Raw genomic sequence first — 26,869 nt, forward strand, 5'->3', positions numbered from 1 at the left:
CCGGGACTCGAAAGCAGTACGCTCGTACTGTTAAAGTCGCCGGATGGCCTTCCGCATCGAGGATCTGCACCATGTCCAGCTGCTCACCCCGACCGGCGGCGAGGCCGTCGCCCGCGCCTTCTACAGCGGTGTCCTCGGCATGACCGAGGTGGTGAAACCGCCGGTGCTGGCGGCGCGCGGCGGCTGCTGGTTCCGGGCCGGCGGCTGGGAGGTGCACCTCAGCCCGGTCCCGGATTTCCGGCCGGCCGCCAAGTCACACCCGGGCGTGCTGATCCACGACCTGGACGGGCTGGCCGCGACGCTGGCGGCCGCCGGTCACCCGGTCGAGTGGGATCCACACTTCCCGGGCCACCGGCGGCTCTACTCGGCGGACGGCCACGGCAACCGCCTGGAGTTTCTCGAAAAAGAAGATCAGCGCTGAGCGTTGAAGTACGGGTCCTCGGTCAGCGAGTGGAACGCCTTGAACGCCGCCTTGTCGCCGGTCAGCTGGAACTGCTGGTTGGGCCCGTTCCCGTCCGGGTCCGACTCGAAGTACGCGACCGCCTTGATCTGCTTGTTCACCTTGAAGGTCCGCTCCGCGTCGCGCAGCCACGCGGCCCGGTTCGCCGATCCCCAGGCCTTCGCCACCCCGAACTCGCCGATGACGATCGGTTTCGGTCGCTTTGACGCCCACTGCAGGAACGGCCCCATCAACTGCCCGATCGGCTGGAACTGCGTGCCGGCGTACACGTCCACGCAGTTCCAGTCGACCTGGTCGTCGCCCGGGTAGAAGTCCGGCGCGTCGCCGCGGATGAATCCCTCGGCGGTCGGGCACCACACCCAGGACACGTTGTCGGCGTGCTGCTTCTTGAAGATGGCCCGGACGTATTTCCAGGCCGCGATGTAGTCGGCGCCGGACCACATGGTGGCGCGCAGGTTCGGCCGGTCCATCTCCCAGCGCATCCGCAGCAGCACCGGCCGTTTGACCTTGCGGATCGCCCGGGCCTGCTGCTTGATCAGCCGGTCGTGCTCGCCGTCCAGGATCGAGCGGTTGTCGCCGGTCGCCCAGCTGATCATCAGGGACTGTCCCTGGTCCAGGAACTCCTGATCAGATGCGGTCCCGACCAACTGATCGAATCGGCGGTAGGTGTTCAGGATATCGAGCCGCCGGCCCAGCGAGCTCTCCAGCTCGCCGACCGCCGCCAGCCGTCCCACGTGCGTCAGTTCTTCCGGTTTGATCCAGGCGCCGACGTACGCTCCGGTCGCCGGAGGCGCGAACGGCCCGGCGGCGAACGGACCGTCCTGCACCGCCACGGCCTGCGGCCGGCCGGAGAGATCCGGTGAGGGCTCCGGCGCCGGTTCCGGTTTCTTGGCGCTCCCGGTGCAGGCGGAAACCATCATCAGTACGACGATGAGCGTCCCGGCGAGCGCCTTACGCATGAACGCGCCGCGCTGTGTAGAGGACGTTCACCGCGTACCCGTCCGCACCCGGCATCCGGCGCGCCGCCGCGTCCGCCATCCGGGCCAGCCGGTGGTCGTGCAGCGACGGGGTGAGCATCGAGAACCCGCGCCGTTCCACGATCTCGAAGCCGTGCCGGTCGAGCAGGGCGGCGACCTCGTCGTGGGAGAGCTCGGCGAACCAGCGCTCGCCGTCGTGCCGCCGGGCGCGCAGGTGCCGCAGCGAACCGGCGTTGCCGTGGTTCTCCACCACGAGCAGCCCGGAGCCGCGGTGCGGGAGCGCCTTGGCGGCGAACGCGACGGCCCGGTCCCGGACCGCCTCGTCCACGTTGAGCAGCAGCCGGAACATCGTCACGATCGCCGGGAAACCGGCCGCCACCGGCGCCGGCACCGGCCCGTCGGTGGCCACCTGGTGCCAGTACGCCCGCGAACCCACCTCGGCGGCCTTCGCCATCATCTCGGCCGACGTGTCGTACCCGTGCGCCTCGCGGACCAGCCCGTGCAGGGTCCGGATGGCCCGCCCGGTGCCGCAGGCGAAGTCGTGCTGGACCGGCGGGTGGTGTCCCTCGAACTCGCGGCGGACCAGGGAGCGCAGGTAGTCGCGCTGCCGGTCGTTGATCCGCGACGCGTAACTGTCCGGCGCGTAGGTCACCGACTCGTACTTCTCGACCGCCTCGGTGTCCCGGAAAACCTCGGTGTAATCGCTGGTCATCTCGCCTCCTTGGGGTGGTTCCGTCGGGTGAACGCGCCGAGCTCGAGCCGGCCGCGCAGCAGCCAGGCGCCGCCGCCGAAGACCGGCGCCGCGACCGCCACGGCCAGCGCCAGACCGGCCGGCCCACGCCCGGCCAGGCCGGTCACCGCCCAGGGCAGCAGCCCGAAGCAGCCGATCGAGAGCAGTGCGGCGGCCCGGGTGCCCGGGCCGAACGGGTGCAGACGGGAGCTGCGGAACACCTGGACCAGTGGGAGCAGGTTGTTGGCGACCATCGCCCCGGCCAGCCCGGCCGCCGCGCCCAGCGCACCCCAGCGGGGAATCAACAGCACGTCCAGGCCGATCGTTACGGCCAGGGCGACCAGGACGTTGCCGAGGTTCAGCGAGGTGCGCCCGGCCATCGCCAGCACCATGTCGACCATGCCGCAGCCGGTGGCGATCAGCATCGCCACCGCCAGCACCCGCACCACCGGTGTCCCGGCGGTGTAGTCGTCGCCGAAGAACCGCAGGTAGTACGGGGCGAACAGGATCACCAGCAGGTTGACCGGCCAGGTGATCAGCACCAGCCAGCCGGTGGCGAGCTGGTAGAGCCGGTTCGCGGCGTCCCGGTCGCCGGTGCTGAGCGCCTCGGCGAGCCGGGGCTGCACGGACTGCGAGAGGCCCTGGTTGACGAACTGGATCAGGATCACGAACCGGCCGGCGACCGCGTAGACGGCGGCCGGTCCGAGCCCGCCGAGCGCGGCCACCAGCAGCACGTCCACCCGCTGCAGCGCGAGCTGCGCCACCGCGGCCAGCGCACGCGGGCCGGTGAACAGCCAGAAGTCGCGGCGCAGCCGGTCGCGTTCGGCGCGGTCACTGCTCGCGCCGGGCGGGCGGCCGGTCAGGTAGACGCGCCGGGCGGCGTACCCGGCCAGGACCGCGACCGGGAGGTAGGGGGCGGCCCAGGCCAGCGCGAAGACCGGCAGCGAGGCGGCGGCCCAGAGCGTGGAGACCCCGGCCAGGCTGACCGTGAGCAGTTGCAGGGAGCTGCGCAGCACCCGGTCCAGCAGCACGGTCGGCCGCATCGAACGGTATCCGCGGGTGACCGTGAGCAGCACGTCGGTGAGCGCCTGCAGCGGGATGAAGGCGGCCAGCACGCGCAGCCCGGCGGTGTGCCCGGCGATCATCTCGGGGGAGTCGTGCGCGGTGATCCGGGCGATCGCCGGCGCGGCGGCCCACATGACCACCGCCAGCAGCAGCGAGAACACCACGACCGGGGCGAGCCCGATCCGCAGGCAGGGGCCGAGCAGGTGGCTGCGCCCGGTGGCCCGCAACCGGGCCGGCCAGTACACCAGCCCGGTGCTGGTGCCCAGCTTGGCCAGGCCGCCGGCCAGCACGAACGCGGCGGTGGCCGAGAAGAACGCGCCGGCCTCGGCCTTGCCCAGGGTCCGGGCCACGATCCCGGTGACGAGTACGCCGGTGGTGCCGGCCAGCACCGATCCGGCCATGTTGGCCAGTCCACCGCGGGCCGCCCCGCGCGCCCCGCGACCGGTGCCGGTCAGGGGAGGCGCGGGGCAGGTCTCCGGGCCGGCCGTCATTGGCGGCGCCAGATCGGTGTGTGCCCGAGCCAGCCGGCCAGCGCCTCGTCGTGCGACTGGTAGTAGGCGCTCAGCTCACGCCGCAGGTCGGGGTCCATGTCGGCCTGCCGGGGGCGGGCGTTGTGCTGCTCGAACACCGGCCGTCCCAGGTTCGGGGGCAGGCCCAGGAACGCGCAGACCTCGTCGTAGACCGGTTCCGGCTCGGCGAAGAACCGCTCGCTCTCCACCACGTGGATGCGTTCCCGGCCGACGTGCTGGGCCATCACGCTCAGGTAGCGGGCGTACTCGCCGCGGGCCCGGTAGGCGTGGTGCTGGTGGGCGAAGCTGTAGTACCCCGGGTCGGAGGCCAGCCGCTCCTCCTTGCGGTGCAGGCGGGCCGGTTCCAGCGCGACCGCCCGTCCGAAGTCCCGCTCGGTCTCGAAGCCGCGGGCCACCTCGTGGTGGTGCTGCGAGTAGGCCCGTTCGACCGGGTCCCGGACCAGCACCACCAGCTTCGCGAACGGCAGATCACCGGCGATCCGGGCCACCGCCTGCGGGTGGTACATGTAGTACGGGGCGGATTCGAAGGTCTGCGCCGGCACGCCGTACTTCTCGGCGATCTTCTCGGCCGAGCGCCGGGACGGGAAGTGCGCCCGGTACCAGTCGATGCCGCGCTCGTAGGACGTGTCGAAGTAGTGCACCCCCTTGTGCAGCACGGCCTTGAGCACCACCGGGTGCGCGGCCAGGGCCCGGTACAACGAGGTGGTGCCGCACCGCTGGCCACCGCAGATCAGGAACGACGGCAGCATCCGGCGCTCCGAGGTGAGCCGGCCGTACGAGCGGGAGCCCAGGTGCACCACCCGCTTCATCGGGGCGGGCAACTTGCGTACGTTCATCTAGAGCTCCTCCACGCGCCGGATGAGTACCGGCAGCAGCCAGGTGCCGAGCACGCCGAGCCGGGCGCCGGCCTCGGCCTGACGGTCGGTCAGGTATCGCACGGCCAGGTCGACCAGGTAGAGCAGCGCGGTCGTCTCGCGGGCGACCGGCGCCACGCCGAACGGGGCGAGCAGGTCGTCGGCCCGCCGTACCGTGGTCTCCACCGCGCCCCGGGCGTCGCCGCTGCTCTGGATGCGTTTCTGCAGGTCGTGGTGCACCGCGTCGAAGCCGAGCGGCACGCCGGTGGCAAACCGTTCCCAGTCCCAGACCAGCAGCGCGTCGGCGACGTTCGCCATGTTCCAGGGTGCCCAGTCGCCGTGCCAGGCGCCGTAACGCAGCGTGGTCTCGCCGCTGTGCGTGGCGAGCACGTCCACCGCCGAGGCGAGCGCCGCGCCCTCCGGCCGGTCGGCGACCGCGGCCAGGCGGGTGCGCAGCTCGTGCCAGTACGCGCTCTGCGCCAGTGGCCCGGTGGTGTATCCGCAGCAGCCGGCGATGTCGAGCATCGCCGCGGTGAGCCGGCGCGGGGTCAGCGGCGCCCGGGGCAGCCAGACCGGCAGCGCCGACTGGACCAGCACCTGCATGCCGCGCCACGGCCCGGCGTGCAGCACCGTCGGCACGGTCAGTTTGGTCAGGCCGCTGCTGCCGATCGCGTTCAGGGCGGCGGTCTCCGCGCGGACCAGGCGCTGGGTCAGCTGGTTGGTGCCGATCTTGGCGAAGCCGAACGTGTCGCCGTCCGGGGTGAGCAACTGCAGCACCGGCTTGCGGTTCGCGCGGGCCGGACCGATGTGGATACTTACCGATAAATCGCGCCGGAGTGCATCGGTCAGGTACCCGTCGACGCTGGCCGAGACCGGCCCGGTGACCCGGATCCGGTCGCGGAACACCAGCCGGTCGGCACGGGCCCGCACCGCGGCCACCACCGCGTCCCGCTTCAGCCGGGCCAGGCGGGACTGCGGCTCGGCGTACCGGCGGACGGCGGCCGCGGCCACCGAGCGGGACGCGGTCGGCACCAGCAGCCGGGGGCGGTGCGCGTTCGGCACCACCAGGTACTCGGCGATGGTGTGACCCTCGGTGCCGTCGGTATGGCACGGCTCGGGGTAGAGCAACCCGAGGACCTCGGTGAGGTACTGCGTGCGCAGCGCCGCATCACCCGCGGTCAGCTCAGCGGGAGCGGTCTTGACTGGGCTCAATTCGTGTCCCCTCGATCCAGTTGCGCCAGAGCAGCGCGTACGCCAGAACCATGAAGGCCAGGGGGGTGACCAGGGAGTTGTACCAGAGCATCGCGGAGAACGAGCTGACCAGCGCGGCGCTGCCGGCCACCCCGATCGCGCTCCGGTCGCGGCGGAACCGCCACAGGCCGTACCCGAAGAAGCCCAGGTAGCCGGCCGTGCCGACGGCGCCGTTGGCGTAGAGCAGCTGCCAGAGCTGTCCGTTGCCGCCGACGGTGAAGTTGCCGCAGCGCTCGCACTCGGAACTCTCGCCGACCGTGATCGAGTTACGCCCGCCGAGGGTGTTGCGGGTACCGCCGTAACCGATCACCGGCGACTCGGTGAAACCGTCCATGGCCCGCTCGATCAGGAACGAGCGGACCCCGTTCGACTTGCCGTTGTCCAGCCGGGCCTGCACCGTGCCGCCGAGCGGGGTGGCCACCAGCGCCAGCCAGATCGTCGCGGTGGCCAGCGCCAGCACGCCGAGGATCCACAGCTTGCCGGCCAGCACGTAGCGGGCCGAGACGTAGAGCACCACCACGCCGAGGCCGATCCACAGGCCCCGGTTCAGCGAGACCACGGCCGGCGCGATCGAGGCCAGCAGGCAGAGCCAGGCCAGGTTCTTCTTCGCCCGGCTGCGCGTGGCCGCCGCGGCCACCAGCAGCCAGCTGACCAGCAGGCAGAAGTTGTTGCCCCAGGTGTTGGTGTAGCCCCAGGGCGCGGCCGGGCGCGGTTTCTCGCCACCGACGATGTCCATGATCTGCGCCGCGTAGGGGTGCACCAGCGACCGGATGAACCCCTTGTTGCGGATCCCCGGCGGCAGCAGCCACTCCACCGGCGAGGTGAACTCGAAGTTCCCGGCGACCATGCCGAGCAGCCCGCCGAGCACGGTCAGCACGAACATGCCGGCCAGCAACCGGACCAGCCGGCGACGGGACAACTCCTGCTCGGTCAGGTTCCCGGCGTAGAGCAACAACACGGTCAGCGACCCGTACATGGAAAGCTTGTAAAGCACGGCGGGCAGTCGGCCCGCCGCTCTCTCGACCACCGTCTGCGCCGGGTCCGCCCCCAGCGCGGCGATGCTGACCACCGCCGCGACCAGGAAGATGATCCACCAGGCGAAGCCTGGTGGCAGGTGCAGCGGACGGCCCGCGGTCCGCCGCCGGACCAACAGGAACAGCATCGGTACGGCCATCAGCGGGAAGATCAGCACGCCCAGCCCGAGCGCCCACCAGAGCGGGTAGAGCAGCAGGATCCCGGCCACCGGCCAGGACGGCAGCGAGAGGTCGCGGCTGGCGCGGTGCTGGGCCGGACCGGCGATCGTGATCGCCGGGACGACCGTTGTCACTTCTCGTCGCCGTCCGTGGCACCCGGGCCGGCCACGCCGATGATCGAGGTCTCGTCGATGTCGTCCGGCTCGCTCTCCACCGGTCGCGGCCTGACCTTCGCCGAGACCGGCTCGCCGCGCTCGGACAGTGACGAGAGTTGCTGCGTCGGCTCGTCGATCAGCGGCTCGACGTACGGCGGCGGCAGGGTCACGGCCGGCGCGGACGGCACGCCGGCCCGCCGGGTGGTGAGCCGCGGCAGCACCACGGCGCCGAGCAGCCGGGTGCCCACCCGCTGCAGCTGCTCGGTCGCGTCCAGCAGGGCCGGGCGGCGGGTGCGGCGCAGCTCGACCGCGAGGATCGCCGCGTCGGCGAAGCTGGCCAGGCTCTGCGCGTCGGCGCTGCTGCTCGTCGACGGTGCCTCGATGACCACGTAACCGCCCTGCCGGCTGAGCGCCTCCAGGGTGTCGCGCAGCCGCTGCGACTGCATCAGACCGGCCGCGGTCGCCGAGCCACCCGTGGTGATCACCCGCAGCGACGGGATCCGCGGGGTGCGCTGCAGCGCGCGGACCAGGCCGACCCGGCCGGCCAGCAGCTCGGAGAGACCCGGCACGGCGGCGACGCCGAGCATCCGGGCCAGCGGCGCGGCGTCGACCACGCTGTCCGGCAGGTGCGCGCCGATCAGGACGACGTCACTGCCGGTACGGGCGAGCGCCGCCGCCAGGTTCGCCGCGACCAGGGTGCTCGCCGAGCCCCGGCTGGTCCCGGTCACCACGATGATCCGGTCGGTGGGCTCCAGGCTGGCCAGCACCTCGTTGCGCAGCCGGTTGAAGACCCGGCCGCCCGGTCCGTAGGGCTGCAGCACGTCGTCGAAGTGCGGGGTGGTCCGCTCGTCCAGGGCGGCCAGCACCGGCACCCGGCCCCGATCCCGGACGTCCACCGCGGTGACCAGCCGCCGGTCGAACCGTTCCCGCAGGTACGCCAGCGCCAGCCCGACCAGCAGCCCGATCATCCCGCCGGTGGCGATGTCCAGCAGCGTGTTCGGGCTGGACGGCTTCTCCGGCACCCGGGCGTCGCTGATGATGCTGCCGCCGCCGACCGTGGTGGTGGTCAGCTCGTTCAGCTTGCCGGTCAGGTTGTTCAGCTGGTTCTGCGAGTTGCTCCGCAGGCTCTGCAGGTTGCTCTCGGTGGAGCTGCCCCGCTGGGCGATCGCCAGCCGCGCGTTGATCCCGGTGAGTGCGCCGGTGAGCTGCTTGACCTTCAGATTCAGCGAGGCGATCTGCTTGTCCAGCTGGGCCCGCGCGGTCTCCTCCCGGTTCCGCAGGTACGCCTCGGCGAACGCGTGCGACCCGGCCTGCGCCTTCATCGGCGCGTCGGCCTTGAAGGTGATCACCAGAACCGTGGTGTTCGCCGGGACCTGCACCGACACCGAGTGCGCCAGCTCGACCGGCGACACGTCGGTGCGCAGCAGCGCGGCGGCCTTCGTGGCGACCGCGCCGGAACCGATCAGCTGGGCCTCGGTGTCGAGGTTGACGGCGCCCTTGGTCCGGCCGCCCTGCGCGTTGACGTCCTGGTCGACCGACTGGACCAGCACCGACGAGGACGACTCGTACGTGCGGGGCAGGGCCTGGGTGACCGCGGTGCCGACGCCCAGGCCCGCGGCCGTCGCGACCAGGGCGATCCACCAGTGCCGGCGGACCGCGCCGAGGTAGTGCGCGATATCGGAGGACGGTGGGCGAGACGCTTCCATCGGTGTCCGCGGCCTTTCGGAGGAGTGTCAGCTTTGGGCGTTTCGCCCCAAGGGGCTAAACGCCCCACTCCTACCGCCGGTGATGGGGTCAGCTCAGTTTGGGCTCCACCCAGCCGTTCTCGACCAGGTAGCCGAGCACCTGTTCGACCGCTTCGGCCACCGACATCGTGGTGGTGTCCAGGGTCAGCTCGGCGTCCAGGGGCTCCTCGTACGGGTCGTCGATGCCGGTCATCCCGCGCAGCTGACCGGCCCGGGCCCGGGCGTACAGGCCCTTGCGGTCGCGGCGCTCGCAGACCTCCAGCGGGGTCGCCACGTGCACCAGGACGAACCCGGCGCCGGCCTCCACGGCCATCCGGCGCACCGCGGCACGGGCGTTCTCGTACGGGGCGATCGGGCACGCCACCGCCATGCCCCGGTGCCGGCCGACCTCGGCGGCGACCCAGCCGATCCGGCGGACGTTCTTGTCCCGGTCGGCCTTGCTGAAGCCCAGCCCGGCGGTCAGCTCCCGGCGCACCACGTCGCCGTCGAGCAGGGTGACCGTGCGCTCACCGGTCTCGCGCAGCGCGTCGGCCAGGTTGCGGGCCACCGTCGACTTGCCCGAGCCGGACAGGCCGGTGAAGAAGAGCACCAGGCCGCGGTGCCGGCGCGGCGGCCGGACCCGGGACAGCTCCTTGGCGACGGCCGGCGGGGTGTGCCACTCGGGCAGCGGGAAGCCCCGGTCCAGCAGGTCGTCGATCTCGGCCGCGGTCATCGCCAGGCGGCGGTTGCGGGGCGGGATGTCGTCGCGCCAGCGCCACTGGCCGTCCCGGTTGTCGTAGGCCAGCTCGCGCGGCACCAGCACCCGCAGGCCCGCGCCGGAGAGCGCCTCGCCGGTGGAGAGCACGTGGGTCACGCCGTAGGCGGCGGCCACCCGGGAGCGCAGCAGCGCGTCGCGCATCTCGTCGCCACGGGGCAGCAGCGGCACGGCGACCACGGTGGCCGGGGGCATCCGGTCACGGGCCGCGAAGACCGCCCGGACGAGCGCCTCCGGCGGCAGGCCGTCCGGACCGTGTCCGCTCACCGGGATCAGGATCAGCAGGTGTGCGGCGAGTGTACGGGCGGCGTGCGCGATCTGCGCCAGCTGCGGGCGGTGCAGCGGCCGATCGGCGATCACGCCGAGCACCCGGCCGGGTGGGAGCAGCGACCGGACCTCTTCCGGCGTACGCCGAAGTCGCTGGAACGGACCGTGCCCCCCGTCGCCCATCGGGCGGACCGGGCCGCCCAGGCCGAACCGGTTGTCGGCGATCCGCCAGACATCGGTGGCCTCGATCGCCGCGATCGGGGCGCCCTCCAGGTCGGTGAGCACCACGTGACGACGGCCGGGGTCGGCCGGGTCGATCCGCTCGGCCAGCTCACCGGGGATCTCCAGCGTCACCGCCACCGGCCACGGGGTGCCGTCGGCCAGGCGACCGGTGCGCTTGAGCGCGGCCAGGTCGGCCCGGACCAGGAATCCGGTCAGCGGCGCGTAGGCCCCGGAGAGCAGCAGCTCGAGATCTGCCAGCTCATAGGGGCGCGGAGCGAACGACGGTGCGTCCCGCAGGACGTCTTCGGGCAATACCGAGCCACTCACTTGCTATCCCCTTGCCGCCGACTTGGGTGACAGTTTCGCAGCCCAGTCCAAGTCGGTCGAGGCGGGATCACGATCTCGGCGCGCCGAGGACGAATTCGGCCGTTCCCCGGACACTGGCTTCAAATCCTATTTTTCTGGACAAAACTGGATGATTTCTTGATACTGGGCGATTGTGAGACGGATCCCGCGTTTAACCGCCCTCGGCACGGCCCTCATGATGGTCCTGGCAACCGCCCTGACCTTGACCGGCACAGAACGCGCTGACCAGCGCGAACAGCCGGAAAGGATGCCTCAGACGGTGCTCAGCGGAGCACTGGCCACCGGAGCGCCGGCCCAGGCCGCCGCGCCCCGCCCCTGCCGCACCGGGCGCAAGCTGGTGCCGACCTGCGGCATCCTCTGGGGCGTGGCGCCCGGCGCGCTGACCGACGAGCGCGGCCCCTCGGCGCTCGCCGACTTCGAGCGCAAGACCGGCCGCCACCAGGCCGTCTTCCACGCGTACCACCACGGGATCCGGCAGGTCTTCCCGACCGAGCAGGAGATCGCGATCGCCCGGCAGCCCGGCCGCAAGCGGATCCTGCTGCTCAACTGGAAGCCGGAGAGCGTCTCCTGGGCGCGGATCGCCCGGGGCGACCGGCGGACCGACGCGTTCCTCGACCGGATGGCCGATCACCTGCGCCGTGACTACCGGGAGCCGTTCTTCTTCGCGATCCACCACGAGGCCGAGGACCAGGTGCGCGAGCGGCGCGGCTCGGGGTACACGGCCAAGGACTACGCGGCGATGTTCCGGCACGTGGTGAAGCGGCTGCGGGCGCGCGGCGCGAACAACATGGTGACCGTGCTGGTGCACATGGCGTACGTCCCGCACACCACGAAGAGCTGGTTCGTCGACATGTACCCGGGTGACGACGTGGTCGACTGGGTCGGGTTCGACACGTACTCGTACAGCGACCCGGGATACGGCCACGGCGACTTCGCCGAGCTGCTCAACCGGCGGTCGGCGATGAAGCCGCGGTGGCCCGGTTTCTACAACTGGGTGCGCGCGCACCATCCGCGGAAACCGGTGATGGTCGCCGAGTGGGGGGTGTGGTTCAGCAAGCGCAACCCCGGACACATGGCCGAGTTCTACCGCGAAGTGGGACAGCAGATCGGCCGGTTCCCGGCGATCAAGGCGATGGTGCACTTCGAGACGCCGTCCAACAAGAAGGGCCAGGACTCGTCGGTGGACTCCACGCCGGCCGCCCTGCGCGAGTACCGCCGGCTGGGCAAACTCCCGGTCTTCCAGGTCGCGGTGGGCTGACCCGCGGCCAAACCTGTGAGAACGCTGAGGGACCCTGAGACTGCCTCAGGGTCCTTCCCTATTCATCGGGGTGCGACGACTTCCTAGGCTGAGGCCGTGAACATCATCGCTACTCAGGCGCTCACCAAGACGTACGGGGGCGGGGTGACCGCCTTGTCCGACCTCACCGTCGCGGTCGAACCCGGCGTCATCGGGCTCGTCGGCGCGAACGGCGCCGGCAAGAGCACGTTCATCAAAATCATGCTCGGCCTGATCGCCCCCAGCGGCGGCTCGGTCCGGGTCTTCGACCTCGACCCGGTCACCGAGACCGACAAGGTGCGGGCGCGGGTCGGATACATGCCGGAGAACGACTGCCTGCCGCCGGACGTCTCGGCCGCCGAGTTCGTCACCCACCTGGCCCGGATGAGCGGCCTGCCGCGCACCGCGGCCCGCGAGCGCGCCTCCGAGGCGCTCCGCCACGTCGGTCTCTACGAGGAGCGGTACCGCCAGATCGGCGGCTACTCCACCGGTATGAAACAGCGGGTCAAGCTGGCACAGGCGCTGGTGCACGACCCCGACCTGCTGCTGCTCGACGAGCCCACGAACGGCCTCGACCCGGCCGGCCGGGACGCCATGCTCGCCCTGATCCACCGGATCGGCACCGAGTTCGGCATCTCCGTCGTGGTCTGCTCGCACCTGCTCGGCGAGGTCGAGCGGATCTGTGACTCGCTGATCGCGATCCAGGGCGGCCGGCTGCTGCGCGCCGACCGGATCTCCTCGATGACGGCCGCCTCCGACGTGCTCGCGGTCGAGGTCACCGAGCGGACCGACGAGCTGGCCACCCGCCTCGGCGAGTTGGGCCTGCCGGTGACCCGGGAGGGCCGGATGCTGCTGGTCCCGATGGAGTCCGATCTGGCGTACGACCAGATCCTGCGCGCGGTCACCGACCTCGAACTCAACCTGCACCGCCTGGACCAGCGCCGGCACCGTGTCGCCGAGCTCTTCACCGCGAAGGAGACCGTCGATGTCTGAGACCGGCGTCATCCATGACATCGGCTACCAGCGGTACGAGGGCCCCCGCCTGGGCCGCGCCGCCGCGATCAACGCGCTCTACGTGCACGGCCTGCGCGCCGCGTTCGGCCTGGGCCGGTCCGCCAAAGCCAAGATCTTCCCCTGGCTGGTCGCCGGGATCACCGTGCTGGTCGCGGTGATCATCGCGGCGGTGAAGTCGCAGATCCCGGACTTCACGTTCGGCTACGTCGACTTCGACGACAACATGAGCTGGCTGATCATCTTCTTCGTGGCGATCCTGGCACCGGCCCTGGTCTCCCGGGACATCCGCTCCGGCGTGCTGCCGCTCTACTTCAGCCGCCCGCTGCGCGCCGCCGACTACGTGGTCGCCAAGTTCCTGGCCATGGTCACCGCGGTCTGGCTGCTGCTCGGGGTGCCGCAGTTCATCATGTTCCTGGGCGCCGCGTTCACCACCAAGGACGGCTTCTCCGGTGTCTGGGACGAGGTGCAGGACCTGGCGCCCGGCTGGGCGTACAGCCTGCTCTGGGCGCTGCTGTTCACCAGCATCGGCCTGCTCGTCGCGTCACTGACCGGCAAGCAGGCGTTCGCCGCCGGTGGCATCGTGGCGATCTTCCTGATGACCGCGCCGGTCGTCGGTGTGCTCAGCGTGCTGCCGTCCAGCGCCGCCAACCACATGGCCGGCCTGGCCAGCCCGATGACGCTGATCAGCGGGGTCGGCTCCTGGGCCCTGGGCAGTCAGATCGGCCTCGACCTCGGCCGGTACGGACCGATCTACGGCATCGAGGCGTTCTGCCTGATCGCCGCTTCCCTCCTGCTCCTGCTCGCCCGTTACCGGAAGGTGGCCTCGCTGTGACGACACAGACCCAGCCCACCGCGCCCGCCCTGCCGGCCGATACCGCGCCCGGCGTGGTCGAGCTGCAGAACGTCTCCCGCTGGTACGGCAACGTCGTCGCGGTCAACGACATCTCGATGTCGCTGGGCGCCGGGGTGACCGGCCTGCTCGGCCCGAACGGCGCCGGCAAGACCACGGTGCTGCACATGATGGCCGGCTTCCTCGCCCCGTCCAAGGGCGCGGTCACCATCGACGGCAAGCCCACCTGGCGCAACCCGGCCGTCTACCGTGACCTCGGCCTGGTCACCGAGCGCGAGGCGGTGCACGCCTTCCTCACCGCCGAGCAGTTCGTGCTGGCCTGCGCGAAGATGCAGAAGCTGAAGGACCCGGCCGGCGCCACCCGCCGCGCGCTGGAGATGGTCGAGATGACCGACGCCGCGCACCGCCGGATCGGCACGTTCTCCAAGGGCATGCGGCAGCGCACCCGGGTCGCCGCCGCGCTGGTGCACGAGCCGCGGGTGCTGCTGCTCGACGAGCCGTTCAACGGCATGGACCCGCGTCAGCGGATGCACATGATGGAGCTGCTCCACTCGCTCGGCGACAACGGGCACACCATCCTGTTCAGCTCGCACATCCTGGAGGAGGTCGAGCAGGTCTCCGGTCTGGTCCAGGTGATCGTCGCGGGCCGCCTCGCCGCCTCCGGCGACTTCCGCAAGATCCGCCGGCTGATGACCACCCGGCCGCACGTGTTCGCGGTGCGCAGCTCCGACGACCGGCGCCTGGCGGTTGCGCTGATCGCCGAGTCGTCGGTGGCCGGCATCGAGATCGAGAACGGCGGGCTCACGGTCCGCGCCTCGGACTACGGCGACTTCACCCGCGCTCTGCCCCGTATCGCCCTCGACCAGGGAATCCGCCTGCACCAGCTGGTGCCGTCGGACGAGTCCCTGGAGAGCGTCTTCTCCTACCTGCTGGAGGCCTGAGATGTCGACCGTCGCCATGATCACGGCGCGCGGCCTCTTCGGCCGGCGCCGGGCGCTCATGCTCCTGCCGCTACCCCTGCTGCTGATCGGTCTGGCGGCGATCTGCCGGGCGTACGACCTGGACCCCTCCCAGTGGGGCACCGCGGTCATCACCGGCCTCGGCTTCGCCGTGGTGCTGCCGGTGATCGCCCTGATCGTCGGCACCGGGGTGCTCGGCTCCGAGATCGACGACGGCACGCTGGTGCACATCCTGACCAAGCCGCTGGCCCGCCGCGACATCATCCTGGCGAAGTTCGTGGTCGCCGTGGTCGCCACCGCCGTCACCACGTCGATCCCGCTCTTCGTGGCCGGCCTGCTGGCCGGCTCGGCGAAGCTCGGTGTCGCCCTGGCGCTCGCCGCGGTGGCCGGCTCGTTCGCCTACACCGCGTTCTTCCTGATGCTGAGCCTGCTCACCCGTCGCCCGGTGCTGCTCGGCCTGGTCTACATCCTGATCTGGGAGGGCCTGCTGGGCCGCTGGGTGAGCGGCACCCGGGTGCTCTCCATCGAGCAGTACGTCATCTCGATCGCCGCCAAGCTCGAACCCACCACCCTGCTCGACCCCAAGGTCGGCGTCATGACCGCGGTGGTGATGAGCGTGCTGTTCGTGGTGGTGTGCACGGTGGTCGCCATCAACCGCCTGGGCTCCTTCAGCCTGGCCGGCGAAACCAGCTGACCCAGGTTCGACGATGCCCCGCACCAACAGTGAAAGCTGTTGGTGCGGGGCATTTCTGTGGGGCACACCGTACTCTCTGTGTGGCACGCAATCTCGGCTGTGTGGTACTCATGAGCTCTGTGCAGAACCTCTGGAAAGCCTCGGGGAGGGCGGATGGACGAGCGGTCATTCGGCGAGCTGCTGGACGGTCTCCGCGCTCACGGCGCTGACCACTTCACCTGCGAGGTGAAGCGGGCGAAGGGCGGAATGCCGGCGACTCTGTGGGAATCGATCAGCGCGTTCTCGAATGCCGCAGGCGGTCAGATCGTTCTGGGAGTCGACGAGAAGAGCGGCTTCGTGGTCACCGGTGTCGACGACCCCGCCGCCATGGAAGCGCAGGTCGGCGCGATCTGCGGCGAGATGGAGCCGCCGGTGCGGGCCGAGATCCGGACCGTTCGCGTTGACGGCGGTGCTGTCGTGCTCTGTACCGTTCCGCCGATACCACGCGATCAGCGGCCGCTGCACCGACGTGCCCTGGGTCCCCACGCCGGATCGCGTATCCGGGTCGCGGACGGAGACCGGAAACTGACCGACTACGAGGTCGCCGTGCTTCTCGCGAACCGCAGGGAGCCGAGATACGACGTCGCTCCGGTGCCGGCGGCAGCCCTCGACGATCTCGACCCCGATCTGCTGGCCGTCTTCCTCCGGCGGATCCGGGAGACCAAGGGCGACATCTTCCGCCGCGTCGACGACCAGCGTGCGCTCACGATGCTCAACGTACTCACCCATGACGGCGATCGGCTCGTGCCGACGCTCGCCGGGCTGTTGGTCTTCGGGTTCTACCCGCAGACCGCCGAGCCGCAGCTTGATCTGACCGTCGTCGCCTATCCTGCGACGGAGCCGGGAGTGCTGGGCACATCCGGCGAGCGTTTCATCGAGAACCGCTCCATCGACGGCCCCATCCCGCTGATGGTCGCCGAGTGCATCCGGGTGCTGAAGCGGAACATGCGCCGGCGGAGCATCGTCTCCGGGATCTTCCGGGTCGACGAGTGGGAGTACCCCGAGGAGGTGCTCCGGGAAGCGTTGGTCAACGCGCTCGTCCACCGCGACTACTCAGAGAACGCGCGGGGCATGCAGGTGCAGGTCGAGATGTATCCGGACAGGTTGGTGATCCGGAATCCAGGCGGCCTCTACGGGCCGGTCGAGGTGGGTTCGCTCGGTACGAGCACGGTCACCTCCTCGCGCAACCGTGCGCTTCTCAAGATCCTTGAGGACACTCCGTACGGCGACGGGCAGATGGTCTGCGAGAACCGAGGCACGGGAATCGCCCGGATGCTGGTCGTGCTGGGTGAAGCCGGGATGGAACCACCCCGATTCAGCGACGACATCTCGTCCTTCACCGTCGAGTTCCCCAACCACACTCTTCTCGACGAGGAGGCGCTCGGCTGGCTGGCGTCTCTCGGGCTGCGCCCGTTGTCGAGATCGCAGATGACGGCGCTCGTCATGATGCGTAACGGCGCGGTCCTGACCAACAGCGGTTACCGCGCCTCGACCGGAGTCCGGGACAGCCGTTCGGCGGCTCGCGAACTGAAGGAACTCGTTGATGCGGGCGTGGTGGAGCAGGAGGGGACACGGGGTTCGACGACGTATCAGGTCGCGCGTCCGGTCCAGGCGCCCGTGGTTCTGACCGCGAACGAGGAACGGATCCTGACCGCACTCCGGGAGGCCCCGCTGTCCCGAGCAGATCTCGAACAAGCTACCGGTCTCAGCAAGGACCAGGTTCAGCACGGACTTCAGACCCTGCGGCAGAAAGGGGCTGTCGCACTGCTGGGCAAGCCGAGGTCACGCACGGCCCTCTGGGGCATCATCTCGCGCGGAAACGAACGAGCCCGGAAACCGTGAGGTTTCCGGGCTCGTTCGGCGGTGTCTGATCAGCCGGTGTTGCGCATGCCGGCGGCGATGCCGTTGACCGTGGTCAGCAGGGCGCGCTCCAGCGCCGTCGAATCCGACGGGCCGCGCCGCACGCCGGGCGCGGTCGGTAGCTGGCGGGCCGTCTCGCCCAGATCCCGGTACTGGCGCAGCAGCGCCACCTGCAGGTGGTGCAGCGGCTCCAGGTACGTGTCCCGGACGCCCAGCGTGCGGGACAGCTCGGGCTGGTTGGAGAGCAGTGCCGTCCCGCCGGTGATGGCCAGGACCTCGCGGACGGTCCGGTCGTACTCCGCCTCGATGGTGGCGAAGATCGGGTGGAGGTTCTCCGGCACGAGTGTCTCGACGTAGCGCCGGGCGATCGACAGGTCGGTCTTGGCCAGCATCATCTCGACGTTCGAGAGGAACGTGCGGAAGAACTGCCAGTGCTCGTGCATGGCGTCCAGCTCGGAGCCGAGACCGGCCTCGCGGACCGCGGCCAGGCCGGTGCCGACGCCGAACCAGCCGGGCACGATCTGCCGGGTCTGCGTCCAGCCGAACACCCACGGGATGGCCCGCAGGCCGCCCAGCCCGGCGTCCGCGTTCGGCCGCTTGGCCGGCCGGGAGCCGATGTTCAGGGCGCCGAGCAGCTCGGTTGGGGTGGCCGCCCAGAAGTACGCGGGCAGGTCCGGGTTCTCGACCAGCTGCCGGTACGCCGTGAACGCCGCGTCCGAGGCGGTGTCCATGGTGGCGTCCCAGACCTCGAGCCGGACCGGGTCGACCGAGAGCGTGGTGTGCAGCAGGGTGGCCTGCAGCACCGCGGCGACGGTCAGTTCCAGGTTCTCCCGGGCCAGGGCCGGCACGGTGTACTTGTCCGAGATGACCTCGCCCTGCTCGGTCACCTTGATCGCGCCGTCCAGCGTGCCGTACGGCTGGGCCAGGATCGCCTCGTGGGTGGGGCCGCCACCGCGCCCGACGGTGCCGCCCCGGCCGTGGAACAGCCGCAGCCGCACACCGTGCCGCGCGGCCACGTCACGCAGCGAGCGCTGCGCCTTGTGGATCCGCCACTGGCTGGTGGTGATACCGGCCTCCTTGTTGGAGTCCGAATATCCGAGCATGACTTCCTGCAGGTCGCCGCGGGCCCGGACGATCTCCCGGTAGGCCGGCAGGGACAGCATCTCGTCGAGCAGGTCACCACCGGCGTCCAGCTCGGCCGGGGTCTCCAGGAGCGGCACGATGCCGACCCGGGCCCGCCCGGTCTGGATGTCGATCAGGCCGGCCTCGCGGGCCAGCACGGCCGCGGCGAGCACGTCGTCGACGCCGAGGGTCATCGAGATGATGTACGACTCGATGACGTCCGCCCCGAACCGGTCCTGTGACTCCCGGATCGTGTGGAACACGTCGAACGTCTTGCGCGCCGAGTCGGTCAGCGGGGTGTCCGCGCTGGACAGCGGCCGCCGGCCGGTCAACTCGGTGGCGAGCAGCTTGGTGCGCTCGGTCCGGTCCAGGGAGTCGTAGTCGTCGATCTCGCCGACCTGGGCGTACATCTGCTGGAGCACCTCGTGGTGCTTCTCGGCGTGCTCGCGCACGTCGAGCGTGGCCAGCTGCAGGCCGAACGCGGACGCCTGCCGGATCGCGGTGGACACCACGCCGAGCGCGGACAGCTGACCGGAGTTACGGGCCAGCGAGGCACGCATCAGCTCCAGGTCGGCGATCAGCTCTTCGCTGCCCAGGTAGTCGCGGCCGGCCACGTGCGGGGTGTCGCGCTGCAGCCGGGTCCGGGTGTTCGTCAGCTTCGCCTTGATCGCCCGGACCTTCAGGCGGTACGGCTCCTCGGCGTTGACCCGGCGGAACCGGTCGGCGACCTCGGGCAGGCTGTCCAGGTCCTGCGCGAGGCTGGCGGAGAGGTCGAGGGACACCCCGCGCAGCCGGCGGGAGACGGACAGCTCGTCGATCAGCTTGTCCATCGCCTTCTCGGCGGACTGGATGCCGTGCTCGTGCTGGATCAGCAGCACGTCGCGGGTGACCTTCGGGGTGACGAACGGGTTGCCGTCCCGGTCGCCGCCGATCCAGGTGCCGAACGTGAGCGGGCGGAACGTCGGCGCGGTCTCCACGCCCAGCCGGCGCAGCGTCTCGGCCAGGTCGTCGAGCACCTGCGGTGCGGCCTCGGCGTACAGGTCCTTGAGGTAGTAGACCGCGTTGCGGGCCTCGTCGGTCGGGTCCGGCCGGTCCAGGCGCAGCTCGTCGGTCTGCCAGAGCAGGTCGATCAGCTCGGCCAGGCGCTTGGTGGAGACCGTGGTGTCGGTGTCGCCGAACAGCGCGGCGGCGGCCGACTCGGCGTCCAGCGAGTCGGCGACCTGACGCAGCTTCGACAGGATCGACCGGCGGGCGGCCTCGGTCGGGTGCGCGGTGAAGACCGGACGGACCGCGAGCCGGCGGGCGGCCGAGGCGATCTCGTCGGCCGGCACACCCTGCTCGGCGATCCGCTTGGCGGCCTGGTCCAGCCAGCCACCCTCTTTGGCGCGACGGCGCCGCAGATCGCGGGCGCGGTGCACCTGCTCGGTGATGTTGGCCAGGTGGAAGTAGGTGGAGAATGCTCGGGCCAGCTTGGTCCCGGTGGTGATGTCCATGGCGCCGAGCCGTGCGGCGGCAGCCGGGACATCCTGTCGGACCAGCGCGCGGATCTCCTCGACCAGGTCGAGCAGCGGCCGGCCCTCTTGACGGGCCAGCGTCTGGCCGAGCAATGTGCCGATCCGACGGATATCGGCACGTAGCTCAGCGTCGGGCCCATCCCGCTCGTCGAGATGGGCAGCCTGCTCTGTCATCGGGGCGCTCCTTCACTCGGATGGCTCCAGGACGGCGCTGTCCCGACTTCGCCGATCGTATCGGCGTCCCCCGGCGCGGGGGTGAATTGAGTCAAGAGTCTCACGGTCGTTCAGGCGACCGCCGGTCACCTGGCCAGACCGAGTGCGTAGCTCGGGTACCACTGACCTGCGGGGGGAGCTCCGCCGCCGCAGGCGCCGTCGGATTCCCCGGGACGTTTCACCCATAGGTACGCATCGGCCAGCGTATTTCCGGTCCGCATCGTGGGCGGGTGGCCGAGCCGTCGGCCGGGCGGGTTGCACCAGTGCCGGTCACCGGCGCCACGGCGGGCCGGTCCGTTGCCGTTGCGACTGGTATCGATCACGAAGTGCGCTCCGTCGAGCAGCTTCGAGAGCTCCATCCCGTACCCCATGTTGTCGGTCGTCGTCTCGAAATTGGCGACGTTGAGCGCAAAACCTCGCGCCCGGGTCGCGCCTGCGCGCCGCAGTGCCGGCGCCATCCGGGCGGCCGGGACCCAGGTCGGGTTGCCGGCGTCTAGGTAGATCCGTACGCCGGGCAGCGCGCGCAGCGTGTCGATCGCGCCGGCCAGCAGGGTCAGGCGTTCGGCGGCCCGCTGCGGCCCGAGGCACCCGGTCAGCGCGTGCGCCACGGCGTCCGGTTCGAGGATCACCAGGGCGTGGTGCCCACGCAGGGCCGCGGCCATCGAGGAGACCCATTTCCGGTACGACGGAGCGTCCGCGGCGCCGCCCGCCGAGTGCCCGGCACAATCCCGGTGCGGGATGTTGTAGAGCACCAGCACGGGCAGCCGCCGTGCCCGGGCCGCCGCGGTGACCAGCTGTCGCGCCCGGCCGACGGTGGCCGCCCGGGAGTCGGTGAACCAACTCGCCACCGGCCGTGCGGCGATCCGGCGCACCAGGGCCGCCTCCACGGTGCGCCCGGCCCGCCGCAGTGTCCGCAGGTGATCAGCGGCCGCGCCGGTCGGGTCGACGTAGAGCACCGATGCGTCCAGCGGCGCGGCCTCCGGAACCCGGACCGGCGGCATCGGATCGCGGTCGCGCAGCAGGGTCACCGCGGCCGTGGCAAGCACCACCGCGGTGACCAGCGTGCAGTTGCGCAGCCGGCCGGTCTTGTAGAGGTGCCGGGCCATCGGCTCAGCGCACCCGGACCCAGCGGCCGGCCGACGGCACGCCCGCGGCGTCGACCAGGAAGAGCATGTACCAGCCGGAGGGCACCAGCCCGGTGCCGTCGGGCACGCCGACGTCGACGCCACCGTCCGCCGGCCGCACGGTCAGCGCGACCGAACGCTGATCGGTGTCGGTCACGTGGGTGACCGAGCTGGGGCGCAGCAGCCGGGCCGAGGTGATCCGGGCAGCGTCCGGGGTGGTGAACCGGGCGGTGGCGCCCCGGGACACCTCGGCCGGCCCGCCGGTGATCGCCGGGCGGGCGCCGCGGAACAGGTACGGCGGGCTGTAGATCTCGATCCGCTGCTCGAACGTGCCGGCGTTCTTCCCGGTCTCGTCGTAGAGCGGGTCGCTGCCCAGGGTGATCACCCGGCCGTCCGGGAGCAGGATGCCCTCGGAGTGGTAGTTGCGGCCGACCGTCGACTCGGCGGCGGTGGTGAACGCGTTGCGCCGCGGGTCGTAGAACTGCGCGTTGTACAGGTCGCTGCGGTGCTCGCCGTGGTACTCGCCGCCCCGGTAGCCGGACGAGCCACCGGTGGTGAAGACCGTGTCGTCCGGCATCACCACTGTGGACAGGTAGCGGGCCGGCTTCGGCAGGTCCGGCCCGGGCCGGTACTCGGGCTTCGCGGCGGACAAGTCGACCACGTCGGTGCGCGCCGTGGACACCTCCGACTCGCCGACGCCGCCACCGCCGAGGATCATCACCTTCTGGTCCTGTGCCGGCGGGAGCAGCACCGACGAGCTGGTCTCGTTGAGCTGCGGGTCGCGCAGCCCGGGCACCGGGCGGAACGCGTTGCGGCCCAGGTCCCAGACGCCCGGGGTACGCCCCTCGGTGTCCGAGCCGTAGCCCGCGTTCGAGCCGGAGTAGAAGATCCGGCCGTCGGCCATCAGGTGCAGGCCCGGGTAGGTGGGGAAGTAGCGCTTCCAGCGCGGCTCGGCGGTCCACTTCTTCTGCTGGTGGTGGTACCGCTCGTTGCGGCCGGGCAGCACCCGGCCGAACTGGTCCAGGCCGGAGACCGCGAGCACGTCACCGTCGGGCAGCCCGACCAGGGTCGGGTACCAGCGGTGGTCGGTCAGGTCGCCGGTACGCACGTACTTCTCGGTGACCGGGTCGAACTCGTACGAGGTGCGGTCGCCGCCGTACTCCTGCTTCTCCCGGGTGATCTTGTCGGAGACGCCGTACAGGTTGCGGGCGTCCGGGCCGGACAGGCCGGCCACCGTGTACTGGGCCGGCGCCTTGACGACCGCGCCGTCGCCCTTGCGGACGGCATCCACCCAGACCTCGGCCGCGCCGGCGAACACCGCGACGTGCTGCCCGTGCGTGACCTTGCGGGCGGCCGGGACGATCAGCTTGCTGCGGGTGCGGTATTCGAGGCCGGCCGCCGAGAGCAGCTTGGTGCCCTTGGCCAGGACCCGGGGGCCGCCGTCCGGTGACTCGTTCTTGATCTTCATGACTCCGGCGGCGTGCTCGACGTCCTTCTCCAGCACCTCGTACGACTTGGTGCCGCCGGCGATCAGCAGCTTGCCGTCGGGCAGGAAGGTGTGCCCGGCGCAGAACACGTCGGTCGGCGTGTGCACCTCGGTGAACTCGTCGGTGGCCGGGTCGTAGAGCACGGTCCGGAACGACTTGGCCTCGAACTCGTCCCGGTTGTTCCCGCTGCCCGCGACGATCAGCACCTTGCCGGTGTGCAGCAGGGCCGCGTGGATCGCGTTGACCCGGAAGTCGCGGGGGACCGGCAGACGCGACCAGTGCCCGTAGTCCTCTTTGTACGACTGCCGGTTGATCTGGAACTCGTGCACGGCGTGCGCGCCGGCCGCCACCATCGGGCGGTTGGCCAGCGCCACGCCCGCGGTGACCAGCAACGCGGCCAGGACGCTCAGTAACCGGCGGACGAGCGTGGGACGACTGCGCGGCTTCATGCGCCGGTTTCCTTCCGGGAGCGGGCCCGGCCGGTCAGCCAGAGCACGACGGGGGTGAGACAGATCAGCAGGTTGAGGGCGGGCCAGAGGTACATGGCCGGGTCGACGTGGTCGACGAACGGCGAGATCACCAGCAGGGCGGTGTAGAACGCGGCCCAGCGCAGCCCGGGACCGAACGTGGCGAGCCGGTCCGGGCTCGTCGAGTCGCCCTTCGGGGTGACCACAAAACCGGCGCCGCGACGCAGCAGCGCGCCGATCATCGAGGAGACGTAGACCGGGGTGCACAGCGTGGACGCCAGCATCCCGCGCAGGCCGGTCGAGCCGGACTCCTCGTGCGGGCTGACGTTGTGCCGTCGGTTGAACAGGTAGAGCCCGACCTGGAAGAGCGCGGCGTCCACGTAGAGCATCAGCCAGACCTGCTGGGGCACCGGCACACCCTTGGCGCCGAGCAGCAGGAAGCAGGTGGCGTTGACCGCGCCCAGCAGCCAGGCCACCGCGGTCAGCGGGTAGTACGACATCAGCAGCGCGTAGTGCATCGCCCGGCCCGCACCGAGGCGCCGGATCAGGCCGAGGAACCGGCGGGCCACCACCTCGTCGGTGCCCCGCGACCAGCGGTGCTGCTGGGTGAAGAAGTCGGTCCACGAGGACGGCCCCTCGCCGACCGCGAGGACGTCCGGTGTGTAGACCGAGCGCCAGCGCTGCCCGGTCGCGGCGTTCTTCGCGGCGTGCACGGCCAGGCTCGTCGCCATGTCCTCGGTGATCGAGTCCTGCAGCCCGCCGATGCTCTTGAGCGCCGCGATCCGTACCGCGTTGTTCGTGCCGACCAGCATGGCGATGCCGCGCCGGTTGCCGGCCCGCTGCAGCAGCGAGTGGAACAGGTACTGCTGCGACTCGGCCCAGCGGGTGATCCGGTTGTCGTAGTTGCCGTACACCTGCGGGCCGACCACGAACGCCACGTCCGGGTCGCGGAAGTAGCCGAGCAGCCGCTCGCAGAAGTTCGGCAGCGGCACGTGGTCCGGGTCCACCGAGACGAACACGTCGTACGCGTCGCCGTGCGCGTCCAGCCACGAGTTGTAGTTGCCGTGCTTGGTCTTGGCCTTGAACGCGCCGCTCCCGGTGTTCCACCGCTCCACGCCCTTGCGGCTGAAGTGGCGAATGCCCCGCCGCTGGCACATCAGCTTGACCCGCGGGTCGTCGCCCTCGTCGAGCAGCCAGACCTCGTAGGGGCCGTCGTAGCGGATCTTCCGGGCCGCGCGCAGGGTCTTCTCCACCATCTCGATCGGCTCCTTGCCGGGCACGATGGTGGTCAGGAACGCGACCCGCATGCCGGTGTCCGGCACGACCGGTTGCGGATCACGGGCCCAGAGCGTGGCCAGGCACAGCGTCACGACGTTGACCAGCCGGAACAACTCGATCACGGTGGTCGCCGCGATCATGGTGCAGGTGGCCGCGAAGAGCACCGGGCGCAGCCGAGGGTCGGGGATCGCGATCGAGGCGACCAGCCAGCCGAGGAACGAGCTCTCGAAGGCGAACGCGAACAGGGTGATCAGCAGGGTGCGTACCGGCCGGCGCGGTGACATCCGGTGCATCCGGACCCGGTACGGCTCGTCGCCCTCCGGCGGCGGGTCGGCGGGACCGGCCAGCACGCTGTAGGCGCTGTAGTTGTACCGGGACATGACGAGCGTCGAACCGGCCGCGGCGGCGTTCATCGGCGCACGCCCGGGCCGGGTCCGCTGGCCGGGGATGTCGGACGTGTCGTGGGCAGGCTGGGATGCCCCGGGATCCGGGGTGTGCAGGAGGCTCATCAGACGGCGGTGGGCACCGCTGGGCGGACCGACGGGTGTTCCGGACCGGGACTGATCGGCCCTCCGGCGGCTGGCGCGACACTGATCGGACCGGAAGTGATCGGGCCGCCGGCGGCCGGGGCGGCGTTGACCGGGCGGGAGGCCCGGGCGACCGGTGCCGGCCCGCTGTTGCCGGCCAGCAGCAGACGCCGGGGTGTGCCGACCGGCGCGGCCTTGTGGACGAACGCGCGCCGGGCGGCGGCGAAACCGGACCGGTCGGCGTAGAGGTCCCGGCTCATCTCGGCGAGCTCGCGGGTCTCGTACACATCGAGCGGAATGCGTTCGGCGGCGAGCCGCCGGGCCTTCGCGGCCCGTCGCTTCCGCCCGGTCCGCGCGTCGGCGTGCCGCTCGGCGAGCAGGGTCAACCACCGTGCGTACGCCTCGGGATGCCGCGGGCCGACCTCGTCGACCAGGCCGATCCGGACCGCCTGCGCGGTGCTCACCGGCAGCTTGTCCTCGATCAGCCGCTGGGCGCGGTCCGCGCCGACCCGCCGGGGCAGCGTGAACGTGTGCAGCTCGGAGCCGTACAGGCCGACGTCGTAGTACGGGTTCAGCACGATCCCGTCCCGGGCCGCGACCACGTCCGCGCCCAGCCCGAGCATCACCCCGCCGGCGCCGGCGTTGCCGGTGTACGCGGCCACCACCAGCTGCTTCGTACAGGTGATGATCTCCCGGCAGAGCGCGTTGATCGCTCGGAGGTTCGCCCAGGCGGTGCCGGCCGGGTCCGGCGCGCTCTCGATCACGTTGAGGTGGATGCCGTTGCTGAACGCGTCGATCCCGCCGCGCAGCACCAGCACCCGGGTGTCCTGGGCGGTCGCGTGCCGCAGCGCGGTCAGCAGCCGCCGGCAGTGCCCGGGCGCCATCGCGCCGTTGTAGAAGTCGAAGTGCAGCCAGCCGATCGCGCCGGTGCGCCGGTACCGGACCTGCCGGTACGCGTGCGGCGACTCCGGGTCCAGGTGCGCGTCGACCGGCGAGTTCGGCACACCACGCAGCCGCTCGCCGAGCGCCGTGGTGGCCGGCGCCTTGATCCCGCCCTCGGTGGCCGGCCGCAGGTGACCCAGCCACACGCTGCCGTCCCCGGTGGCGACGAGCACGGCGCCCTGACGGCGGCCGAGCAGCGTGCCGGGGCGGGCGCCACGGGCGGGCGCCGGATGGGCGTCGTAGGCGTACGAGGGAAGGCCGCCGACCTCGGTGCGGACTCCCGGTGAGCCGTCCGCGGCCCGGACCCGCCGCACGATCACCTCGGTCGGCGCGCTCCAGTCGAAGGCCCGCTCGGTCTGCCGCAGCAGCGGCCGCGCGGGCGTGGTCTCGGCCGGTTCCGGGGTGAACGCCGGGTCGGCGGCCTTGCCCACCACCTCGAGCGCGCACTCCAGCGCGGCGTCCGAGACCGGGCCGGCGTAGAGCGACGACTTGCGCGGCGGCGCGGCCGGCAGCGGGAACGTGCGGGTGGCCCAGATCGGCCCGGCGTCGAACTCCTCGACCGCCTGCAGCGCGGTGACGCCCCAGACCCGCGCACCGTCCTGGATGGCCCGGTCGAGGGCGGACGGCCCGTGGTCGCCGACCGGCCCGGGGTGCAGGATCACGGTGCGCACCCGCTGCCAGACAGCGGCCGGCACCCGGTGGGTGAGGTACGGGCAGAGGATCAGCTCGGGGTCGGCGGCGCGCACCCCGTCGACGACGCTCCGATCGTCACCCGCCAGCAGGACGCCGACCTGGTGACCGGCGTCCCGCAGGGCGCACCAGAGCCGCTGGCTCACGCCGTTGAACGCGCTGACGAGCAGCAGGATTCGCAAGTTGTGCCCTCCCCGGCCTTGCTGGGCGTATGCCCGGGGCACTCTGCCCGCCGCCCCGCACG

At 71.3% G+C, this 26,869-nt stretch carries 20 protein-coding genes; 7 read left to right on the forward strand and 13 right to left on the reverse strand.

All coding sequences use genetic code 11. The features are described 5' to 3' along the window. The first annotated feature begins 43 nt into the window (after nucleotides 1–43). Nucleotides 44–421: a VOC family protein gene (locus tag ADL15_RS12315; protein ID WP_067688628.1), complete on the forward strand. Its 378-nt coding sequence runs from the start codon at nucleotides 44–46 to the stop codon at nucleotides 419–421. Here the strand turns inward: ADL15_RS12315 and ADL15_RS12320 are convergent. From ADL15_RS12320 to cysC, 8 genes are all read right to left on the reverse strand, one after another. Continuing rightward, entirely contained in the window at nucleotides 412–1,419 is a 1,008-nt protein-coding gene (locus ADL15_RS12320; RefSeq protein WP_067688631.1) for a glycosyl hydrolase, read from the reverse strand. The genes ADL15_RS12315 and ADL15_RS12320 overlap by 10 nt on opposite strands. Beyond that, on the reverse strand, nucleotides 1,412–2,149 hold the full coding sequence (locus ADL15_RS12325) for a class I SAM-dependent methyltransferase (protein WP_067688634.1): 738 nt from the start codon (nucleotides 2,147–2,149) through the stop codon (nucleotides 1,412–1,414). Before ADL15_RS12325 ends, ADL15_RS12320 begins: the two co-directional genes overlap by 8 nt. Continuing rightward, nucleotides 2,146–3,633, reverse strand: coding sequence for a lipopolysaccharide biosynthesis protein (locus ADL15_RS12330; RefSeq protein WP_067689081.1), 1,488 nt, complete (start codon nucleotides 3,631–3,633; stop codon nucleotides 2,146–2,148). The genes ADL15_RS12325 and ADL15_RS12330 overlap by 4 nt, the downstream gene beginning before the upstream one ends. Nucleotides 3,634–3,719: 86 nt before the next feature. Further along, nucleotides 3,720–4,598: a sulfotransferase domain-containing protein gene (locus tag ADL15_RS12335; protein WP_067688637.1), complete on the reverse strand. Its 879-nt coding sequence runs from the start codon at nucleotides 4,596–4,598 to the stop codon at nucleotides 3,720–3,722. Continuing rightward, nucleotides 4,599–5,828, reverse strand: a complete 1,230-nt coding sequence (locus ADL15_RS12340; protein ID WP_083971175.1) for a hypothetical protein — start codon at nucleotides 5,826–5,828, stop codon at nucleotides 4,599–4,601. Then, on the reverse strand, nucleotides 5,800–7,194 hold the full coding sequence (locus tag ADL15_RS12345; protein WP_067688639.1) for an O-antigen ligase family protein: 1,395 nt from the start codon (nucleotides 7,192–7,194) through the stop codon (nucleotides 5,800–5,802). The genes ADL15_RS12340 and ADL15_RS12345 overlap by 29 nt, the downstream gene beginning before the upstream one ends. Next, the gene (locus ADL15_RS12350) at nucleotides 7,191–8,921 is read right to left on the reverse strand and encodes a Wzz/FepE/Etk N-terminal domain-containing protein (protein ID WP_067688641.1); all 1,731 of its coding nucleotides are present in this window, start codon (nucleotides 8,919–8,921) and stop codon (nucleotides 7,191–7,193) included. The genes ADL15_RS12345 and ADL15_RS12350 overlap by 4 nt, the downstream gene beginning before the upstream one ends. An 88-nt stretch (nucleotides 8,922–9,009) precedes the next feature. Beyond that, complete coding sequence (gene cysC / locus ADL15_RS12355) at nucleotides 9,010–10,530, reverse strand: adenylyl-sulfate kinase (RefSeq protein ID WP_067688644.1); 1,521 nt, start codon at nucleotides 10,528–10,530, stop codon at nucleotides 9,010–9,012. 298 nt (nucleotides 10,531–10,828) lie between these two features. On the opposite strand from cysC, the gene ADL15_RS12360 reads away from it, so the two are divergent. From ADL15_RS12360 to ADL15_RS12385, 6 genes are all read left to right on the forward strand, one after another. Further along, nucleotides 10,829–11,827, forward strand: coding sequence for a glycosyl hydrolase (locus ADL15_RS12360; RefSeq protein ID WP_232344043.1), 999 nt, complete (start codon nucleotides 10,829–10,831; stop codon nucleotides 11,825–11,827). A 96-nt stretch (nucleotides 11,828–11,923) separates the two neighbouring features. Beyond that, on the forward strand, nucleotides 11,924–12,838 hold the full coding sequence (locus tag ADL15_RS12365; protein WP_067688647.1) for an ABC transporter ATP-binding protein: 915 nt from the start codon (nucleotides 11,924–11,926) through the stop codon (nucleotides 12,836–12,838). Continuing rightward, nucleotides 12,831–13,691 (forward strand): ABC transporter permease, encoded by an 861-nt coding sequence (locus ADL15_RS12370; protein ID WP_067688650.1) that lies wholly within the window; start codon nucleotides 12,831–12,833, stop codon nucleotides 13,689–13,691. The genes ADL15_RS12365 and ADL15_RS12370 overlap by 8 nt, the downstream gene beginning before the upstream one ends. A gap of 29 nt (nucleotides 13,692–13,720) precedes the next feature. Next, nucleotides 13,721–14,650, forward strand: a complete 930-nt coding sequence (locus ADL15_RS12375) for an ABC transporter ATP-binding protein (RefSeq protein ID WP_157441342.1) — start codon at nucleotides 13,721–13,723, stop codon at nucleotides 14,648–14,650. Nucleotide 14,651: 1 nt separating this feature from the next. Beyond that, on the forward strand, nucleotides 14,652–15,362 hold the full coding sequence (locus ADL15_RS12380; RefSeq protein ID WP_067688656.1) for an ABC transporter permease: 711 nt from the start codon (nucleotides 14,652–14,654) through the stop codon (nucleotides 15,360–15,362). A gap of 153 nt (nucleotides 15,363–15,515) precedes the next feature. Continuing rightward, entirely contained in the window at nucleotides 15,516–17,243 is a 1,728-nt protein-coding gene (locus tag ADL15_RS12385; RefSeq protein WP_067688660.1) for an ATP-binding protein, read from the forward strand. 29 nt (nucleotides 17,244–17,272) lie between these two features. On the opposite strand, the gene ppc is transcribed toward ADL15_RS12385, so the two are convergent. From ppc to ADL15_RS12410, 5 genes are all read right to left on the reverse strand, one after another. Beyond that, the gene (gene ppc, locus ADL15_RS12390; RefSeq protein ID WP_067688662.1) at nucleotides 17,273–20,071 is read right to left on the reverse strand and encodes a phosphoenolpyruvate carboxylase; all 2,799 of its coding nucleotides are present in this window, start codon (nucleotides 20,069–20,071) and stop codon (nucleotides 17,273–17,275) included. 125 nt (nucleotides 20,072–20,196) lie between these two features. Continuing rightward, entirely contained in the window at nucleotides 20,197–21,216 is a 1,020-nt protein-coding gene (locus ADL15_RS12395; RefSeq protein WP_067688664.1) for a glycoside hydrolase family 6 protein, read from the reverse strand. Nucleotides 21,217–21,220: 4 nt separating this feature from the next. Next, entirely contained in the window at nucleotides 21,221–23,170 is a 1,950-nt protein-coding gene (locus ADL15_RS12400) for a radical copper oxidase GlxA (protein WP_067688667.1), read from the reverse strand. Next, nucleotides 23,167–24,975 (reverse strand): glycosyltransferase family 2 protein, encoded by a 1,809-nt coding sequence (locus ADL15_RS12405; RefSeq protein ID WP_232344044.1) that lies wholly within the window; start codon nucleotides 24,973–24,975, stop codon nucleotides 23,167–23,169. The genes ADL15_RS12400 and ADL15_RS12405 overlap by 4 nt, the downstream gene beginning before the upstream one ends. Further along, complete coding sequence (locus tag ADL15_RS12410) at nucleotides 24,975–26,807, reverse strand: enoyl-CoA hydratase-related protein (RefSeq protein WP_067688673.1); 1,833 nt, start codon at nucleotides 26,805–26,807, stop codon at nucleotides 24,975–24,977. Before ADL15_RS12410 ends, ADL15_RS12405 begins: the two co-directional genes overlap by 1 nt. Between the last annotated feature and the right edge of the window lie 62 nt (nucleotides 26,808–26,869).

This window comes from Actinoplanes awajinensis subsp. mycoplanecinus (assembly GCF_001509495.1).
GTDB classification, from domain to species: Bacteria; Actinomycetota; Actinomycetes; order Mycobacteriales; family Micromonosporaceae; genus Actinoplanes; species Actinoplanes palleronii.